General features: G+C 63.1%; 19 protein-coding genes. 3 read left to right on the top strand and 16 right to left on the bottom strand.

The window, feature by feature from the left end; genetic code table 11:
* Nucleotides 1-31: 31 nt before the first annotated feature.
* The 14 genes from lpxK to ISS99_RS23330 form a co-directional block, all read right to left on the bottom strand.
* Nucleotides 32-1,009, bottom strand: coding sequence for a tetraacyldisaccharide 4'-kinase (lpxK, locus tag ISS99_RS14930; protein ID WP_204632381.1), 978 nt, complete (start codon nt 1,007-1,009; stop codon nt 32-34).
* Between the two features lie 4 nt (nt 1,010-1,013).
* Nucleotides 1,014-2,804 carry a lipid A export permease/ATP-binding protein MsbA gene (msbA, locus tag ISS99_RS14925; protein ID WP_204632380.1) on the bottom strand — a complete coding sequence of 597 codons (1,791 nt, stop codon included), beginning with the start codon at nt 2,802-2,804 and terminating at the stop codon, nt 1,014-1,016.
* On the bottom strand, nt 2,801-3,232 hold the full coding sequence (locus ISS99_RS14920; protein ID WP_204632379.1) for an ExbD/TolR family protein: 432 nt from the start codon (nt 3,230-3,232) through the stop codon (nt 2,801-2,803). Before ISS99_RS14920 ends, msbA begins: the two co-directional genes overlap by 4 nt.
* A gap of 3 nt (nt 3,233-3,235) precedes the next feature.
* Nucleotides 3,236-3,880, bottom strand: coding sequence for a MotA/TolQ/ExbB proton channel family protein (locus ISS99_RS14915; RefSeq protein ID WP_204632691.1), 645 nt, complete (start codon nt 3,878-3,880; stop codon nt 3,236-3,238).
* A 168-nt stretch (nt 3,881-4,048) separates the two neighbouring features.
* Complete coding sequence (locus tag ISS99_RS14910) at nt 4,049-6,382, bottom strand: DNA internalization-related competence protein ComEC/Rec2 (protein WP_204632378.1); 2,334 nt, start codon at nt 6,380-6,382, stop codon at nt 4,049-4,051.
* A gap of 89 nt (nt 6,383-6,471) precedes the next feature.
* Nucleotides 6,472-7,173 carry a lipoprotein-releasing ABC transporter ATP-binding protein LolD gene (lolD, locus tag ISS99_RS14905; RefSeq protein ID WP_239537942.1) on the bottom strand — a complete coding sequence of 234 codons (702 nt, stop codon included), beginning with the start codon at nt 7,171-7,173 and terminating at the stop codon, nt 6,472-6,474.
* Between the two features lie 4 nt (nt 7,174-7,177).
* Entirely contained in the window at nt 7,178-8,425 is a 1,248-nt protein-coding gene (locus tag ISS99_RS14900) for a lipoprotein-releasing ABC transporter permease subunit (RefSeq protein ID WP_204632376.1), read from the bottom strand.
* Between the two features lie 141 nt (nt 8,426-8,566).
* Complete coding sequence (locus ISS99_RS14895; protein ID WP_204632375.1) at nt 8,567-8,992, bottom strand: protein YgfX; 426 nt, start codon at nt 8,990-8,992, stop codon at nt 8,567-8,569.
* Nucleotides 8,964-9,212 (bottom strand): FAD assembly factor SdhE, encoded by a 249-nt coding sequence (locus ISS99_RS14890; protein ID WP_204632374.1) that lies wholly within the window; start codon nt 9,210-9,212, stop codon nt 8,964-8,966. The genes ISS99_RS14895 and ISS99_RS14890 overlap by 29 nt, the downstream gene beginning before the upstream one ends.
* 173 nt (nt 9,213-9,385) lie before the next feature.
* Nucleotides 9,386-10,168 (bottom strand): succinate dehydrogenase iron-sulfur subunit, encoded by a 783-nt coding sequence (locus ISS99_RS14885; protein ID WP_204632373.1) that lies wholly within the window; start codon nt 10,166-10,168, stop codon nt 9,386-9,388.
* A 24-nt stretch (nt 10,169-10,192) separates the two neighbouring features.
* The gene (sdhA, locus tag ISS99_RS14880) at nt 10,193-11,980 is read right to left on the bottom strand and encodes a succinate dehydrogenase flavoprotein subunit (protein WP_204632372.1); all 1,788 of its coding nucleotides are present in this window, start codon (nt 11,978-11,980) and stop codon (nt 10,193-10,195) included.
* Nucleotides 11,981-11,985: 5 nt separating this feature from the next.
* Nucleotides 11,986-12,381, bottom strand: a complete 396-nt coding sequence (sdhD, locus tag ISS99_RS14875; RefSeq protein ID WP_204632371.1) for a succinate dehydrogenase, hydrophobic membrane anchor protein — start codon at nt 12,379-12,381, stop codon at nt 11,986-11,988.
* Nucleotides 12,378-12,773 carry a succinate dehydrogenase, cytochrome b556 subunit gene (gene sdhC, locus ISS99_RS14870; protein ID WP_204632370.1) on the bottom strand — a complete coding sequence of 132 codons (396 nt, stop codon included), beginning with the start codon at nt 12,771-12,773 and terminating at the stop codon, nt 12,378-12,380. Before sdhC ends, sdhD begins: the two co-directional genes overlap by 4 nt.
* Before the next feature lie 95 nt (nt 12,774-12,868).
* Entirely contained in the window at nt 12,869-13,162 is a 294-nt protein-coding gene (locus ISS99_RS23330; RefSeq protein WP_239537941.1) for a DUF1674 domain-containing protein, read from the bottom strand.
* Between ISS99_RS23330 and ygfZ the strand changes: the two genes are divergently transcribed.
* The gene (gene ygfZ, locus ISS99_RS14860) at nt 13,161-13,964 is read left to right on the top strand and encodes a CAF17-like 4Fe-4S cluster assembly/insertion protein YgfZ (RefSeq protein WP_204632369.1); all 804 of its coding nucleotides are present in this window, start codon (nt 13,161-13,163) and stop codon (nt 13,962-13,964) included. The two genes, ISS99_RS23330 and ygfZ, sit on opposite strands and share 2 nt — an antisense overlap.
* A 442-nt stretch (nt 13,965-14,406) precedes the next feature.
* Complete coding sequence (locus ISS99_RS14855) at nt 14,407-14,841, top strand: cell wall hydrolase (RefSeq protein WP_204632368.1); 435 nt, start codon at nt 14,407-14,409, stop codon at nt 14,839-14,841.
* Between the two features lie 106 nt (nt 14,842-14,947).
* On the opposite strand, the gene ISS99_RS14850 is transcribed toward ISS99_RS14855, so the two are convergent.
* Together ISS99_RS14850 and ISS99_RS14845 are read right to left on the bottom strand one after the other, a co-directional pair.
* Complete coding sequence (locus ISS99_RS14850; protein ID WP_284343739.1) at nt 14,948-15,421, bottom strand: glycine zipper 2TM domain-containing protein; 474 nt, start codon at nt 15,419-15,421, stop codon at nt 14,948-14,950.
* 22 nt (nt 15,422-15,443) lie between these two features.
* Nucleotides 15,444-16,097: a glycine zipper 2TM domain-containing protein gene (locus ISS99_RS14845; protein ID WP_204632366.1), complete on the bottom strand. Its 654-nt coding sequence runs from the start codon at nt 16,095-16,097 to the stop codon at nt 15,444-15,446.
* Between the two features lie 191 nt (nt 16,098-16,288).
* On the opposite strand from ISS99_RS14845, the gene ISS99_RS14840 reads away from it, so the two are divergent.
* Nucleotides 16,289-17,074: a TatD family hydrolase gene (locus ISS99_RS14840; RefSeq protein WP_204632365.1), complete on the top strand. Its 786-nt coding sequence runs from the start codon at nt 16,289-16,291 to the stop codon at nt 17,072-17,074.
* The last annotated feature ends 51 nt before the right edge of the window (nt 17,075-17,125 follow it).

Below are 17,125 nucleotides of genomic sequence, written 5' to 3'. Positions count from 1 at the left end.
CGGCGCCCATGATACCGCCTCGGCGCGGGGTTTATGCCTTGGCGCTCAACCGCCGGCAGATCGCGTCGAAAAATTCGTCCGGGAGCTCAGCCTTGACCGGAACGCTCCACCAGTCCGCCTGGGCAAAAGCCCGGCATTTCACCGCATCCTTGTCTGTCATCAGTACCGGCAGGCCGTCACCGAAAGCGATATCGGCAGGCACAAAAGCATGATGATCGGGAAACGCGTGCGGGATGACCTCCACCCCTCGCGCCGCGAGGCTGGCAAAGAACCGCTGCGGATGGCCGATGGCGGCAACCGCGTGGACACGCGTTTTGGAAAAGTCGCTTAGCGGCTGCTCGCGCCCATCGAGCAAAGCACGCACCACGTCGCCACGCAAACGCATCGGCACTTCGCCGGCTTGCGCATCGCCGCCGTTGCAAACACGAAAATCCACGCGACCCAAACGACTCAATGGCTCGCGCAGCGGCCCCAACGGCAGCAATTTTCCGTTACCGAAGCGGCGCTCCCCATCGATCACGCAAATCTCGATGTCGCGCGCCAACCGATAGTGCTGCAACCCGTCGTCGGCAATCAGCACGTTGCAGCCGGCATCCACCAGCAGCTTGGCGGCAACCGGCCGATCCCGGCCAATCGCCACGGGCACGCCAACGGCTCGGATCAATGCCGGCTCGTCCCCTACTTCGGCGGGATTGGGCAGTTCGTCGAGCAATGCGGGGCCGCGTAGCGTGCCGCCATAGCCACGGCTCACGACGCCAGGCCGATAGCCACGCTCGCGCAACGCGTCGATCAAAGCCAAAGTCAGTGGCGTCTTGCCCGTGCCGCCGGCCGTCAGGTTGCCCACCACGATCACCGGCCGACGTAGACGCACGGTCTGCAACCATCCCGACCTGTACAAGGTCCGCCGCAAGGCGACCACGCATCCGTAAAGCCCGGCCAACGGATGGCACCACCAGGGTAGACGCCCCTTGCCATACCAGCCGTTCTGGAGCGTCTCGTCCAGGCTCATCGAATCAATCGGCAACCACGGCAACGGAAGGTTCGTTGAACTGCATGCGATGCAGCGCCGCGTAATGGCCGCCCATGGCGATCAGTTCGACGTGCGTGCCACGCTCGATGATGCGCCCGTGCTCCATCACGGCGATCTGGTCGGCGTGCTCGATGGTGGACAGGCGATGCGCAATGACCAGCGTGGTTCGATCGCGCATCAAACGCTGCAGCGCTTGTTGGATCAAGCGCTCCGATTCGGTATCCAGCGCACTGGTCGCCTCGTCCAAGACCAGGATCGGCGCGTTCTTGAGGATGGCGCGCGCGATGGCGATGCGCTGGCGTTGCCCGCCGGACAGCATATTGCCGCCTTCGCCGATATTGCTGTGAATGCCTTTTGGCAGGCGCTGGATAAACTCCATCGCATTGGCAGCCTCAGCCGCCGCAATGATGGCTTGCTCGCTAGCGCCGGCCAGCTCGCCGTAGGCAATATTTTCGGCCACCGTGCCATCGAGCAGCACCACGCTCTGCCCCACCCACGCGATCTGCTTGCGCAGCGACGGCAGCGTGTAGGACTCGTAGTTCTCGCCGTCCAGCAGAATGCGCCCGCCGGTGGGCGCATTGAAGCGCGGCAGCAGGCTCACCAGGCTGCTCTTGCCGCTGCCGGAACGGCCGACCAGTGCGGTGACCGTACCGGGAGCGCAATGCAGATTGACGCCGGCCAGCGCTTCGAAGTCATTGCGCGGATACACCAGACGCACGTCCTCGAAACGCAGATCGCCCCTGGTGCGTTCCAGCACCTTGGTCCCGTGATCCACCTCGGGCGGCAGATCCATCACCGCGAACAGATTTTCCGCAGCGGAAATACCGGTCTGCATGGTGGCCTGCACATTGGTCAGGCGCTTGAGCGACGGCATCATGCCCCCCATCGCAGTCAACACCGTCACGAACACGCCAGCGGAAATACTATCGATCACCCCCGGCCGCGAGCCCAGGAATACCAAGCCCGCCAGCGCAAGAGCGGCTACCGTCTGGATGGACGCGCTGGAAGTCGCGGCAGTCGCGATGATCTTCAGGTTGAGATAACGCGCGTGATCGGAAACCTGCTTGAAGCGTTCTGCCGCCTCTTCCTGCCCACCATAGATGCGCACTTCGCGGTGCGCCTCGACGGCCTCGGCCACCGTTCCCGTGACCGACCCCATCATGCTCTGGATACGCCGGCTGATGACGCGATAGCGCTTGCTGACCAGGGTGGCAATCAGCACGATCGCCGGAATCAGCAACAATAGTGCGATGGTGAGATAGGCGCTATTGCTCAGCATCACGTAGAACATGCCGACCACGGTGACGCTTTCGGTTACGGCCACCTTGAGCGCGTCGGTGGATGCACCGGCAATCTGCTCGCTGGTGTAGGTAATGCGCGAGATCTGATGCCCCGAGTGCTCGCTGCCGAAGAAGGTCGCCGGCAGCCGCAGATAGGCCGAGAACACGTCTCGTTGCATCGCCTGCACCACGTTGCGTCCGACGTATCCGATGCCGTAGTTGCTGACGAAAGTGGCGATGCCGCGCACTGTGAAGATGGCGATGATCCAGATCGGCATCCAGAAGATCAGATAGGGATCTTTCTTCGCAAACAGATCGTCGATGATCGGCTTCAGCTTGTTGGTGAAGAAGGCCAGGCAGCCGCCATCCACCGCAAAGCCGACGATGGTAACCAACACCACCGGCCAATAGCGCGCGGTATAGGCCAGCAGCCGTTTGTAGGTGCGGCGGCTTTCCTCATCCCACAGCGAAACCTTCTTTTTGCCTTCGCTCATTGGCCCGCTTCCGACTGCGTCGGCGTGGTAGCGATGGAAAGATGGGTGAAGCCAAGCTGACCCAGCGCATCCATGGCCGTGACCACGTTCTGGTGCGCCGTCATGGCATCTGCGCGAATGGTCACGGTCTGGTTGCGATCGTCGCCGGCCACGCGGGCAATCGCCTGCTTGAGCGGCTCAACGCCCTGCCCCAGCACTTCGTCGCTGCCCACGTAGAAATGGCCTTCGCGATCCACCATCACGGTGATCGCCGGCGGCTGCATGTCGCGGTCTTCGGCGCTGGCCTGCGGCAGGTTCACTTTCAGGCGCGAATGCTGCACGAAAGTCGTGGTGAGCACGAAAAACATCAACAAGGTCAACAGCACGTCGATCAACGAGACAACGTTGATCTCGAAATCGTCGCCGCGGCGGTCGTTACCGATACGCATGGGTCAGACCGAAGCGCCGGGCGCGGCAGGAGCGCGGCGCGGACGCGGAGCGGACGCCGGTGCCGAAAAGGTAAGGTCGTCCAGCAGCAGGGTCGCCTGCTTTTCCATGTCCACGCAGTAGCCCGCCACCTTGGAACGGAAATAGCGATGCAGCACATATGCCGGAATCGCCACGGTAAGGCCGGCCGCCGTGCAGATCAGCGCTTCGCCGATGCCGCCGGCCATCTTGGTCGGGTCGGCCATGCCGCCAACCATCACCTGCATGAACATGCGGATCAGGCCGATCACCGTGCCGAACAGGCCGAGCAGCGGGCCGATCAAGGCGATTGTGCCGAGCGTATTCAAGTAGCGCTCCATGCGATGCACCACGTGGCGCCCGGTATCTTCGATACGTTCCTTGATCAGCTCGCGCGGACGATTGCGCACGGCCAGTGCGGCGGCCAGCAATTCGCCCAGCGGCGAGCCGGTGGAAAGTTTTTCCAGATGCTCCGGATCGAGCTGATCGGAGCGTGCCCATTCGCGCACTTCCTGCGAGAGTCCGGGCGGCAGCACCGAACTGCGACGCAAGGTCCAGCATCGCTCCAGCACAATCGCCAGCGCTATCGCCGAGCAGATCAGGATGGGCGCCATCGCCCAACCGCCAGCCATCAGAATCTGACCCAAATCACCCACAACAAACTCCCGGCCCTGCCGTCTGCGTGAAGCGGCCATGATAGCAGCGTCGCCCGGGGATGCTCTGACCTGTTCCACGCATCCGGCAAGACGTCCGAACGGATCCGAGCTCGTTGCGTGGCAAGGGGCAGCGTGGCGCTCCGCTCATTCCCGCCAGTAACGGTGCTCCAGCAATCGCCAGCGGGCGGCCACGAACGACGGCTCGCCAGCAGGAAAATCAACCTGAATGGCACCATCCAGTGCGGTATTCAGCACCGGCACACCGGCTTGGGCGTAACGCTGCAGGACTTCGGCTCGCGGATGGCCAAAGCGGTTGCGCCAACCGGCCGAAACGATCGCCAGTTGCGGTTTGATTGCCGCGATGAAAACAGGGCTAGACGATGTCCTGCTGCCGTGATGCGGCACCTGGAGCACGGGAGGCGCTCCCGATCCCAGCGCCGCCGCCACGCGCGGCTCGGTGTCCGATGCGATGTCCCCCGTCAGCAACAGGCGACCACCCGCGCCTTCGACCAGCAATACGCAGGAACGATCGTTGGCCGTCGACGCCGCACCTGCCGCTGCAGGACTGAGCACACTCAGCCGTACGCCGTCCCATTCCCAATGCTGGCCGGCGACACAGGCCTCCATCGGCAACGGCATGCGGTCCGGTTCGCCTCCGTAACGACGTGCCATCGGGAACGCCTGCGCCACCGCGGCCGCGCCGCCGGCGTGATCGTTGTCGGCGTGACTCACCATCAGCGCATCCAGCCGATCGATACCGAGGGCATGCAGCGATGGAATCACCACGGCATCGCCCAGATCGAAACCCGAGGGATAACGCGCACCAGTGTCGTAAACCATGGTGTGATGGCGGGTCCGCAAAATGATCGACAGACCCTGCCCCACATCCAGCACCCATGCCTGGAAAGCGCCCTGGTCCGGTACCTGTCGTGCGGGCCACAGCAACGGCAGGAACAACACGGCGCCCAGCGCTCTCATCGGCACGCCGCGCGGCATGAACAGCCACGCGGCGCCGAGCATGGCGAGCACCAGTGCGCCAAGGTGCACGGCCGGCAGGAACCAGTGTGCTCCCGGCCAATTGGCCGTCTGTTCCAGCAGCCACCATTGCGCGCGCGCCAGCCGGGCCGCCAGCCACAACGCCGGGGTCGCCAACGGCGGACACATCAACAACAGCAAAAGGCCGACCAGCGCACACGGCACGATCACGAAACTCACGAACGGTACCGCAACGAGATTGGACAACGCACCGACCAGGGAAGCCTCGCCGAAAAACCACAAGGTCAACGGCAACAGCGCAACCGTCATGACCAACTGGCCCAAGGTGAGTTCACGCAGAAAGGCCAGCACGCCGTGCCCGCTGCTTTGCAGGCACAAGATCAGAAAACCCACTCCGACGAAGGACAGCCAGAACCCCGCCTCCAATACCGCCAGCGGATCGACCAGCACGATCGCGATCAGCGCGAGCGCCAAGGCACGGGTCGGCCCCGCGCCGCGCCGGCTGCACCGCGCCAGCGCGACGGCTGCAATCATCAACACGGTGCGTACCGTCGGCATGCCGAAGCCCGCCAACGCTGCGTACACCAGGGCGACCAGTAACGCGCCCATCGCCTGCGTCTGCGGACGCGGCCAAAGCAAACCCAGCGATGGACAAAACCCATACGCAAGCCGGCACAGCCATACCCCGAATATCGCGGCAACACCCACGTGGAACCCTGAAATGGCGATCAGGTGAGACACGCCATTGGCGCGCGCGATGTCCCAATCACGCTCTTCGAGGCCTCGCGTATCGCCAACGGTAAAAGCACGCAGCAAGGCCGCGTCGTGGACATCCCCGACGCGCGCCTGGATGTCGCCGGCCAGCGAGGCACGCACGCCATCCAGACATCCATGAGCATGCGCCTGCAAATGGTTGGACGAGTCATCGCGCACATAGCCCACCGCGGCGATGCCACGCGCGAGCGCACTGCGCTCGCCATCGGCGCCGCCGGGATTGATCATGCCGCGCGGACGACGCAACCGAACGAGCAGATGCCAACTCGAACAGGGCGCGAGTTCGGCGGGCGGCTTCCCATACCAGCTCATGCGGGCAAGGCCGTGCCAGGGAACGGTATGCCCGTTGCGTGCGGCCCGGTCGATTCGGAGCAGGAAACTGGTTGCATCGGCGCGGCTCAATGGCAGACCTTCAACCGTGCCGCTCACGGCAAAATCCTGGCCTTCCCAAGCGCTGGGCAAACGCGCATCCATGGCGGCTCCGCCACGCCAGCAGGCCCACGCAAAACCCAGCACTACGATAAGCAGCCAGCGCCAACGGGGAGTGCGCCACGCCAAGATCAGCGCAAGCGCCGATGACGCGATCAACAGCCAGCGCGGCGGCAATGCCGGCAACCATTGTGCTGCGAGCACACCGCTCAGCAGCGCGAGCGCTGCTGCAATTGCTCCGGGCCTGATTTCTGCGTGCCGCACGTGCCGCCATTCCATCGTTCGATCCGAACGAAGGTAATGCAGGCCTTGCCTTTCCCGTGTAGGGCCTCACCCCACCTTCTTGCGGGGATGAAGCCCCGGCAAACTCAGTTGCCGCCTTTCTCCATCAACTCGCCGTTGTGCAGCACCAGGGTGCGGTCCATGCGCGCGGCCAGGCGAGTGTCGTGGGTAACCAGGATGAAGCTGGTGCCGATCTCGCGATTGAGCTCCAGCATCAAGGCGTAAACGTGGGCGGCATTGTCTTCGTCCAGGTTGCCGGTGGGTTCGTCGCCGAGCACGCAGGCCGGACGGGTCACCAACGCGCGCGCCACCGCACAACGCTGCCGCTCGCCACCAGAAAGCTCCGACGGCTTGTGCTCCAGGCGTTGCCCGAGACCTACGCGCCCAAGCAGCACCTTGGCCTGCTTCTGCGCCTCGGCAATGCCGACGCCGCGGATCAGCAACGGCATGCAGACATTTTCCAGCGCGGTGAATTCCGGCAGCAGGTGATGGAACTGGTAGATGAAACCCATCGAGCGATTGCGCACCCGCCCGCGCTCGGCATCGGAGAGCTTGGAAAGCAGTTGCCCGTCCACCTCCACTTCGCCGCGGGTGAGCGTATCCAGACCGCCGATGATGTGCAGTAGCGTGCTCTTGCCCGAACCCGATGCGCCGACGATGGACAGCGTTTCGCCGCGCTTGAGCGTGAAGTTCACGTCGGTAAGCACCGTGGTGCTCAGATCGCCTTCTTCATAGGTCTTGGCGATGTGGCTGGCGCGCAGCACGATGTCGGTAGAGGCGTTCGTCATAGGTTTATTCATAGCGCAGCGCCTGCGCCGGCTGGGTCCGCGATGCACGCCAGGCGGGATACAGCGTGGCGAGCAAGGAGAAAGCAAAGGTGATCACCGCCACCCAGGTCACGTCGTGCCAGTCGAGCTTGCTGGGCACTTCGCTGATGTAATAGATGTCGGGCGAAAGGAACACGATGCCGGTGACGTGCTCGATCCACTTCACGATGACCGGCAACTGCCAGGACAGCAGCGAGCCGAAGATCACCCCGAAACCGATGCCGACCACGCCGACCAGCACGCCCTGCACCATGAACATGCCCATGATGCTGCGCGGCGTGGAACCCAGCGTTCGCAGGATGGCGATATCGGCCTGTTTGTCGGTCACCAGCATCATCAACATGGAAATCAGGTTGATCACGGCTACCAGGATGATCAGCGAGAGGATGATGAACATCACCTTCTTCTCCATCGAAATGGCGGAGAAGAAATTGCTGTGGCTATCCATCCAGGTGGTCACCGAGTAGACCTGCCCGAGCGTGTTCGCCAGCTCGCGGGCGACCGCATCGGCGTTGTCCTTGTTGTCCAGTTTCAGGCGGATGCCGGTGGGGTCGTGCACGCCCGCAAGTGCTTCGGCGTCGCTCATGCTGATCAGGCCCAACCCGGAATCGTATTCCTCCATGCCCATCTCGAAGATGCCGCTTACTTTGAAACTGCGCAGCACCGGCAAGGAGCCCAGCATCGGTGTTGCGCGCAACACCGGCACCACCAGGGTGACGCGGTCGCCGACATTGACGCCGAGCTGCAACGCCAGATCCTTGCCAAGAATGATGTTCCAGCTGCGCGGCGTCAGCGAATCGAAAGAACCGGAAATCAAGTGCGTGTTGAGATCGGAAACCTTCGGCTCCTGCGCAGGATCAATACCGCGCACGATCGCGCCACCGGAGCGCTGCGCCTGCATGAAGGATTGAATCTCCACATAGGGAGCCGCGCCTTTCACGTGCGGATTGGCTTCCGCCACCTTCATGGCGTACTGCCAGTTCTGCACGGTTTCGCCCGGCAGGCCGGCGACCGTGGCGTCGGAGAAGGCGCCCAGAATGCGCGAGCGCAACTGGTCGTCGAACCCGTTCATCACCGACATCACGGTAATCAATGCCATCACGCTGACCGTGATGCAGACGATGGATACCGTGGAGATGAAGGAAATGAACTGGTTGCGCCGTTTCGCACGGGTGTAGCGCAGGCCGATGTAGAGCTCGAGCGGTCGGAACATGTAAGGGTCGCTTGTGAGGTCGGATGGCAGGCCTTCCGGTTGCCTGGTGATCGTCGATCATCCCGGGAATCCTTAGGACCATGCCGCGCGCGCAGAGTGCCCGAAGCCGCGCATGGCAGCAACCTTCCGGGACTGCGGGGCCTACTGCGCGGCCTCGCCCTGCCCCAGAACGGCCAGACGCATGCGCAAACGTCGGCGGATATCCGGATCGGAGTTGTCCGGCATCAGCCAGAGGGTCAGCTTGCCATGCCGCGGACTGGCCAGGTGCAGCAGCACCACGCCATGCATGACCTTGGAGGAAATCAGGGCGGCCGGATCGTCCGAGCCGTCCAGACCACGCAGCGTCCATCCGCCCCGGTTCCAGCCCGCCGCCGAGATCGGCAGGCGCAAGCGGCGCAGGGCGCGGCCGCCGCAAACGACCGCGAGCACCGCCAAACCCGACCGCACCATCCACGGCGCTCCACACGAGATGGCGGCCAGTAGCGTCAGCAGCGTCACGACCACCAAAAGGCCGGCAACCCAGCGCGAAGGCCGGTATTCAAAGCCGATGGCGGGCGCGGATGTCATCGATGATGGCCTGCCAGTCCGCGCGCGGCGCACGGGCATGGCCCATGACCCAGTCCCAAAGGTCCGGGTCCTGTACGTCGAGCAATTCGTCGAAAGCCTGGCGCTGGGCTTCGTCGGCCGTCGGAAACGAGGTTTCCAGCCAGCCGCCGAACAGGGCATCCAGTTCGCGGGTACCGCGGCGGGTGCGCCATTGCAGGCGTTTGATGCGGGCAGTATCCATAAAGCAATGACGCGCGAAGCGCCTCCTTCGCCCATTCTCCCTCACCGGGAGAAGATTGAGGTGAGGGATCGGGGCCTGCGCCGGACGTGGATCGAAGCAAGCTTCGACTCACCCGCGGCACGAGATGGCCCCTCACCCCGCCCCTTTCCAAAGGGAAAGAGGCATACGCAGCTTTAGGCCGCGCGCCGCTCCACGATCAATTTCTTGATCTCCGCAATCGCCTTCGCCGGGTTCAAACCCTTCGGGCAGGTGCGGGCGCAATTCATGATGGTGTGGCAGCGATACAGCTTGAACGGATCTTCCAGGTCGTCCAGGCGAGCACCGGTGTCCTCGTCGCGCGAATCGACGATCCAGCGATACGCCTGCAACAGGATCGCCGGGCCCAGGTAACGGTCGCCGTTCCACCAGTAGCTCGGGCAGCTCGTCGAGCAGCACGCGCACAGGATGCACTCGTACAGGCCGTCGAGCTTCTTGCGGTCTTCCGGCGATTGCAGGCGCTCACGGTCCGGCGTTGCACTCTGCGTGCGCAGCCAGGGCCTGATCGACGCGAACTGAGCGTAGAAATGCGTCAGATCCGGCACCAGGTCCTTCACCACCGGCATGTGCGGCAGCGGGTAGATCTTTACGTCGCCTGACGGGCACTCGCTGATGGCCTTGGTGCAGGCCAGCGTATTGGTGCCGTCGATGTTCATCGCGCACGAACCGCAAATGCCTTCGCGGCAGGAACGGCGCAGCGTGAGCGTGGGATCGATCTCGTTCTTGATCTTCAGCAGAGCATCCAGAACCATCGGGCCGCACGAGGCCAGATCGACCTCATACGTGTCGACGCGAGGGTTCTGGCCATCATCCGGCGACCAGCGATAGATGCGGAACGTACGTGGTTTCTTCGCATCTTTCGCCGGGTAGTGCTTGCCCGGCTGGATCTTGGAATTCTTCGGTAGCGTGAACTCGGCCACGATTGGCTCTCCAGTCGGTAATGCTTAATAGACGCGCTTCTTCGGCGGCACCACTTCGACCTCGGGGGTCAAGGTGTACATGTGCACCGGGCGGAAGTCGAAGCTGGTCTTGCCGTTTTCGTCGACCTTCACCAGGGTGTGCTTCATCCAGGTGTGATCGTCGCGCTCCGGGAAATCCTCGCGGGCGTGCGCACCGCGACTTTCCTCGCGCTGCTCGGCCGAATGCATGGTCGCCACGGCCTGACCCAGCAGGTTGGACAGCTCCAGGGTTTCGATGAGGTCGGAATTCCACACCATCGAGCGATCGGTGACGCGGACGTCCTTGAACGAGTCGTAGACCTCGGAGATCTTCTTCGAACCGGCCTTCAGCGTTTCGCCGGTACGAAACACCGCAGCGTCGTCCTGCATGGTGCGCTGCATGTTCATGCGGATCTTCGCGGTGGGCGTGCCGCCGTTGGCATTGCGCAAGGCGTCGAAGCGCGACAGCGCCTTGTCCAGCGCGCTAGCCGGCAGATCCTTGTGCGCCAGGCCCGGCTTGATGAGTTCGGCGCAGCGATGCGATACCGCGCGGCCGAACACCACCAGGTCGAGCAGCGAGTTCGAGCCCAGGCGGTTGGCGCCATGCACCGACACGCAAGCGGCTTCGCCGATGGCGAACAGGCCGGGCACCACCGAGTCGACGTCGTCGCCCTTCTTCTGCACCACTTCGCCGTGATAGTTGGTGGGAATGCCGCCCATGTTGTAGTGCACGGTGGGCAGCACCGGGATCGGCTCCTTGGTGACGTCCACGCCGGCAAAGATGCGCGCGGATTCGGCAATGCCGGGCAGGCGCTCGTGAATCACTTCCGGCCCCAGGTGCATCAGGTTCAGATGCACGTGGTCCTTGTGTTCGCCCACGCCGCGGCCTTCGCGGATTTCCACGGTCATCGCGCGGCTGACCACGTCGCGCGAGGCCAGATCCTTCGCGCTCGGCGCATAGCGCTCCATGAAGCGCTCGCCCTTGGAATTGGTGAGGTAGCCGCCTTCGCCGCGCACGCCTTCGGTAATCAGGCAGCCGGCGCCATAGATGCCGGTGGGATGGAACTGCACGAATTCCATGTCCTGCAGCGCCAGGCCTGCGCGCAGCACCATGCCGCCGCCGTCGCCGGTGCAGGTATGGGCCGAGGTCGCGCTGAAATAGGCGCGGCCGTAGCCGCCGGTTGCCAGTACCACGGACTGGCCGCGGAACAGATGCAAGGTACCTTCGTTCAGGTCAAGCGCCAGCACGCCGCGGCATACGCCATCGTCGTCGAAGATCAGGTCGATGGCGAAGTATTCGATGAAGAACGTGGCGTCGTGCGCCAGCGCCTGCTGATAAAGCGTATGCAGGATGGCGTGGCCGGTACGGTCGGCCGCGGCGCAGGTGCGCTGCGCGGTGCCCTTGCCGTAATGCGTGGTCATGCCGCCGAACGGGCGCTGGTAGATGCGGCCGTCGTCGGTACGCGAGAACGGAACGCCGTAGTGTTCCAGTTCGAGAATCGAAGGGATGGCCTCACGGCACATGTATTCGATCGCGTCCTGGTCGCCCAGCCAGTCCGACCCCTTGATGGTGTCGTAGAAATGGAAACGCCAGTCGTCCTCGCCCATGTTGCCGAGCGCGGCGGCGATACCGCCCTGTGCCGCCACAGTGTGCGAACGGGTCGGAAACACCTTGGTGATGCACGCGGCCTTGAGGCCTTTCTCGGCCAGGCCGAAGGTGGCGCGCAAGCCCGCGCCGCCGGCGCCGACCACGATCACGTCATATTTGTGTTGCTGAATCTTGTAGGCTTCCATCGACCTCAGGCTCCCAATGCGATGCGCAGCACAGCCAGCGAGCCCGCGAGCACGCTCAGCACCGCGAGGAACTTAATTGCCACCAGAAGCGTGATTTCCTTCCAGCGGGTGTGCACGTAATCTTCGATGACCACTTGCAGGCCGAGCACGGCATGCCAGAAAGCCGTGATCAGGAACGCGATCAGCAGGACCGCGTTCCACGGCTTGGCGACGGCTGCACGGGCGGTCGCATAGTCCGAATGCACCAGGCCCAGCACCAGCACCACCAGCCACACGCCCAGGATGACCAGGCCGGCAGCGGTGACACGCTGAGTCCACCAGTGCCCGACGCCGGATTGAGCGGAACCCAGTCCGCGGGCGCGCTTGAGCGGATTGCGCAAATCCTTGGCGTTCGTGCTCATGCGGCACCTCCGGCAGTCAGCACATAAGCCCAGGTGATCACCGTCAGCACGATGCTGCCGATCACCGTCATCCAGCTGGAGCGGACGAACTGCGGGATGGCATAACCGGCGCCGGTGTCCTGGATCAGGTGACGGATGCCGTTGCACAGGTGGTAGTACAGCGCCCAGCTCCAGCCGATCAACAGGACGATACCCAGCGGGCTGCCCATGCATATCTTGAACTGATTGAAGGCGTCTTCACCGGCAGCCAGCGAGAGCAGGCCCCAAACGATCATCAATATGCCCACCGCCAGAGCGATGCCGGTGGCGCGATGCACGATGGACGTCACCATCTGCACTTGCCACTTATATATCTGTAGGTGAGGAGAAATTGGTCGTTGCGTGTCTGCCATGGCGGCTATCCTGGGTGGAATCGCTTGATGCCCGCACTGCCACCTGCGCCCCTGTGCCAACGCTTTCGTCCACGACGCAACGAAAGCGCGATGGATCAGAAGTCGATGCAGCGCCCGTTCTTTTCCCAATCGCCGTAGCGCGTGGGGTCCGGAGCCGGTCGCCCGGCCGGTTCCTTCTCCTGCACCGGCGAAGCGGGCGTGACGGCGCGCTCCGTTGCTGCGGGTTCGGGACGGGTTGCGGGTTTGGAGGACGTGTCGGGCATAGTTATCGCCAAAAGCGTAATACTTGCGGCATAGCGGCACAACCAGTTGACGAACCGCCCCAAGCGTTGCAGGCATTCGCTTGCGGCCTTGCACCATACGCCCACCGCCCCCATCACAGCGCGCATGCCGACATCCAAACTCGCCCAAGCGGTCACCCTCGAAGGCCCTGACGCCGTCGCCTTCGCACAAAGCCAATTCACCAGCCAGGTCGCCTCCCTGCCCGACGGCCAGTGGCAATTCAGCAGTTGGCTCGATGCACAAGGACGCGTGCGCAACCTGTTCCATCTGGCGCGACTTGCCGATGATCGCCTGCTGCTGCTTCTGCGCGGCGGCGACGCAACACATTTCGCGGATGCTTTGCGTCGTTTCGTTTTTCGTTCGCGCGTGAAGTTGAATGTGTTGGACGAGTGCAAACTTGGAACCGGCGAATCGCTTCCCATGCACGTTGTCGATACGCGAGGCGATGTCGTTCGAATGGGTTGCGGTACGCACTCGCTGCAACTGGGTGCGAGAGTTGCGCAAGATGAAACGTGGCAACTCGCACAACTGCGCGCAGGCTGGCCGTGGCTTCCCGATACCGCGTTGAACGAATGGCTTCCGCCCACTCTTTCATTGCATCGACTCGGTGCGATAGCACTCGACAAAGGTTGCTATCCAGGCCAGGAGATCGTTGCGCGTTTGCACTATCGCGGCGGGAACAAACGGCACCTGCATCGCATCCAACTGTCCAAGGCCGCGATGGATGGCGCGGAGCTGCTTCGCGACAATCGTGAGTTCGTGCGATTACTAACCGTTACGACGCACTCCGATAGTATCGAAGCGCTCGCCATCATGCCCGACGAGACAGCAAACAGCATGATGCAAAGCACTGACATCACTAGCGATGATGGCGTTGCAGTGCGAATCCTGGAGAGCTGGGCGGATTGACTGCGCACTATCGAAAAGCACGAGCGCAATGTGAGCAAAATGTGAACCCAACAAGCCAGGCACTTGCAAAGAAGGGGAAGCCCCACTAGATTCCGCCAACACTTTTTTTCGGCCCCGCCTGCCCACAGGGTGCCGACATACGCGACGAACCGGAGGGGTCCGGATCGGCGCGACCCGGCAGAAATCTTGCCGGAGGACAACTCGCCGTATGCGCGAAAGCGCTGCACAGCAAGGCTTCAGGCCCGCAGCGTCATTTGCCAAAACGATGGCGACCGGCATCGGACATGTCGGTCGATTCCGCCACTTTGTCGTGGCTAACCGCTTGCACCACAAGTTTCGGTGCCGGCGATATATCCAGGTGGAACGGCCTGCCCGCCCGTCCACCGCAACGGCGTCAAGGCACGCATGAAGTGCCGAGACGTACTGCAAGCTGGAGGCAGATATGAAACTTTCCATGTTGTTGTGGCTGATGTCCGTACTGCCCCAACCGCTCGCAGACCAGACTTGTCTGGCAACCACCGTCTATCTGGAAGCACGCAGCCAGTCGACGGTCGGTCAGATGGCCGTGGCAGAAGTTGCCATGCGTCGACGCGAACGCGGTCAATGGGGCGGCACGGTGTGCGATGTGGTGAAATCACCGCATCAGTTTGCGCTCACCACAACCCCTCTCACCCAGCAGATCGACAATCTCACGGCGTTTCAGAAAGCCTGGGATATCGCAGGCAAATCGATCACCAACTGGGACCTTCCCGCAGACGAACGTCGCTTCTTCGTACCGCATGCGGATCACTTTGCCACCGTGTCGGTCAGTCCGGCCTGGTCGCACAACCGAAGCGCCGTCACCATCGGCGATCATCGGTTCTACACGGTCAACTAATCCCATCGCGAATCAGAAACAAAAAGGCCCTCTTCCGAGGGCCTTTTTGTTTTCCTTAATTTCAATTCAAATGGACGTCTAGACGTCCATTTGAAAACATCGCCAATCAGCGCGGATACACCTGATTGTTGCTGATCACGACATAGTCGCCGGGACGCACGCCAGGATTGGGAACCTGGGTAACCGTCGCATACTGGCCATTGTCCATGCGCACCACGACTTGCCAGGCCGGCATGGTGCCGCCGGGCGTGCTGTTCTGCGAGCCGATCGCGTTACCCACCGCGCCGCCGGCCACTGCACCCACCACGGTGGTTGCCGTGTTGCCGCGCCCGTGACCGATCGTGCTGCCCAGCAAGCCGCCGGCCACCGCACCGATCACGGTGCCGAGCACGGAGTTGTTGCTGCCTTGCTGCTGGATGTAGATCTGCTGCACTTGCTGCACGACGCCGCAACTCTGGCAACCGCGATAACCGTAGGTCGTCTGCCCCTGATAGACCGGCTGGGTCTGGCAACCGGTCAGCGCCGCCATTCCCACCAGCAGTGCTGCGGCTACACCGAACTTGCTGGATTTCACTTTCACGACGACCTCCTTGATAAATCGATCATTGGGCATCGGAGACGACGCTTACGCTCTGCTGCACCCTAACGCGGTTGCCTGGATCGTGGTCCATGCGGGTGGTGCGCGTCACTCCGTTGTAGACGTAGGTCACGTCATAAGCAACGATATTACTGCTGTTATTTGCAACCGTGCTGCAACGGTGAACCACCTGGGATTGAACGTTTGCCTGCTGGTGGCTTTCCTCGATCCGCTTGCCGGCGTAACCGCCACCGACGGCGCCCGCGGCCGTGGCCAGGGCGTTGCCCTTGCCCGCACCCACCATGTGACCGAGCAGGCCGCCCGCCACCGCGCCAATGGCCATGCCGGCGATCTGGTGCTGGTCTTTCGGCGGCACGGTGCGGTTGACCACCACATCGTGGCAAACCTGCTGGGGATTGTTGACGTCCTGGCGAACCGGCGTTACGGCGACCACCTGGGCATACTGCCCGTCATCGCCCGCCGCTTGCGGCGGCTGCCCTGCCGGCGGCTGGCCCGGCTGCTGACCCTGCGGCTGACCCTGCTGCATAGCCGCCGCCTGATCGGCGCCCGCGGCCGCGCCATTGGCGTCGGCGTTAGCCTGCCGGTTGCAGGCGGTCATACTGAGCGCCAAAGACGTCGCCAGCCCCATGCACAATGCATTGACTACGAACTTACTCATTGCTGAATCTCCTGTACCTAAAAACGACCGCAGCATGTGCTGCGTCCCCGCGATATCTTGCGCTGAGCATTGAAACGCCAAGATGCTGAATAGGCCTAGACCGAAAAATCAAACTGTCGACCGCTCCGCAAGCCGGGCGCGAAGACTACCTTGCCAGCCGCTGAATCCGGAACCACGAGCCGCCAGAAACCATGCCAAAACTTGCTGACAGTCACGTTCATCTCGACGACGCGCGCTTCGACGACGACCGTCGGGCCATTCTCGAGCGGGCTCGTGCGGCAGGCGTGGACGTGCTGGTCGTTCCCGGCACCGAGGCTGCCAGCTGGCCGCGCATCCGGGCGCTGTGTACACCCGGAAGCGGACAATTCCCGGCGTACGGCATGCACCCGATGTTCATGGCCAACCATCGGCCCGAAGACCTCGACCAACTGTCGCATTGGCTGGCAACGCAGCACCCCGTTGCCGTGGGTGAAATCGGCCTGGACTTTTATCTGCCGGATCACGACGCACAGGCACAGCGCGACCTTTTCCGGCAACAGCTGGCGCTGGCCCGCGAATTCGACCTGCCGGTCATCCTGCATGCGCGCGCCGCGCTCGACGAAGTGACCGCCGCGCTGCGCAAGACCGGCGGCCTGCGCGGCGTGGTCCACAGTTTTTCGGGCAGCCAGGAACAGGCCGAACAATTGTGGAAGCTTGGCTTCCACCTGGGCATCGGCGGGCCCGTCACCTACGAACGCGCACAGCGCTTGCGCCGGATCGTGAGCAACATGCCGATCGAATACCTGCTGCTCGAAAGCGACGCACCGGACCAGCCGGGCGCCGCGCACCGGGGAGAGCGCAACGAGCCTTCCTATCTCCCCGATGTGCTGAATTGCATCGCCGGCCTGCGCAATCAGGACCCGCAGGAACTCGCCGCAGCCACCAGCGCCAACGTCGCGCGCCTGTTCGGAATTTCCACCCAGGTCAGTCACGCGTAAGCATTCACCCGGCATTCGCGGGCACGGCAGCACTTGCAAACGCCGCAGGCC

Origin of the sequence: Dyella mobilis (assembly GCF_016904945.1) — a bacterium.
GTDB lineage: Bacteria > Pseudomonadota > Gammaproteobacteria > Xanthomonadales > Rhodanobacteraceae > Dyella_B > Dyella_B mobilis.
Note: the sequence above shows the minus strand (reverse complement) of the source record. Positions and strands in the feature narration are given on the sequence as shown.

Bases quoted from the DNA above. Each gene is read 5' to 3' on its own strand.
- lpxK (WP_204632381.1), bottom strand. From the start codon at position 1,009: ATGAGCCTGGACGAGACGCTCCAGAACGGCTGGTATGGCAAGGGGCGT.
- msbA (WP_204632380.1), bottom strand. From the start codon at position 2,804: ATGAGCGAAGGCAAAAAGAAGGTTTCGCTGTGGGATGAGGAAAGCCGC.
- ISS99_RS14920 (WP_204632379.1), bottom strand. From the start codon at position 3,232: ATGCGTATCGGTAACGACCGCCGCGGCGACGATTTCGAGATCAACGTT.
- ISS99_RS14915 (WP_204632691.1), bottom strand. From the start codon at position 3,880: ATGGCTGGCGGTTGGGCGATGGCGCCCATCCTGATCTGCTCGGCGATA.
- ISS99_RS14910 (WP_204632378.1), bottom strand. From the start codon at position 6,382: ATGGAATGGCGGCACGTGCGGCACGCAGAAATCAGGCCCGGAGCAATT.
- lolD (WP_239537942.1), bottom strand. From the start codon at position 7,173: ATGACGAACGCCTCTACCGACATCGTGCTGCGCGCCAGCCACATCGCC.
- ISS99_RS14900 (WP_204632376.1), bottom strand. From the start codon at position 8,425: ATGTTCCGACCGCTCGAGCTCTACATCGGCCTGCGCTACACCCGTGCG.
- ISS99_RS14895 (WP_204632375.1), bottom strand. From the start codon at position 8,992: ATGACATCCGCGCCCGCCATCGGCTTTGAATACCGGCCTTCGCGCTGG.
- ISS99_RS14890 (WP_204632374.1), bottom strand. From the start codon at position 9,212: ATGGATACTGCCCGCATCAAACGCCTGCAATGGCGCACCCGCCGCGGT.
- sdhA (WP_204632372.1), bottom strand. From the start codon at position 11,980: ATGGAAGCCTACAAGATTCAGCAACACAAATATGACGTGATCGTGGTC.
- sdhD (WP_204632371.1), bottom strand. From the start codon at position 12,381: ATGAGCACGAACGCCAAGGATTTGCGCAATCCGCTCAAGCGCGCCCGC.
- sdhC (WP_204632370.1), bottom strand. From the start codon at position 12,773: ATGGCAGACACGCAACGACCAATTTCTCCTCACCTACAGATATATAAG.
- ygfZ (WP_204632369.1), top strand. From the start codon at position 13,161: ATGCCGACATCCAAACTCGCCCAAGCGGTCACCCTCGAAGGCCCTGAC.
- ISS99_RS23330 (WP_239537941.1), bottom strand. From the start codon at position 13,162: ATGCGCGCTGTGATGGGGGCGGTGGGCGTATGGTGCAAGGCCGCAAGC.
- ISS99_RS14855 (WP_204632368.1), top strand. From the start codon at position 14,407: ATGAAACTTTCCATGTTGTTGTGGCTGATGTCCGTACTGCCCCAACCG.
- ISS99_RS14845 (WP_204632366.1), bottom strand. From the start codon at position 16,097: ATGAGTAAGTTCGTAGTCAATGCATTGTGCATGGGGCTGGCGACGTCT.
- ISS99_RS14840 (WP_204632365.1), top strand. From the start codon at position 16,289: ATGCCAAAACTTGCTGACAGTCACGTTCATCTCGACGACGCGCGCTTC.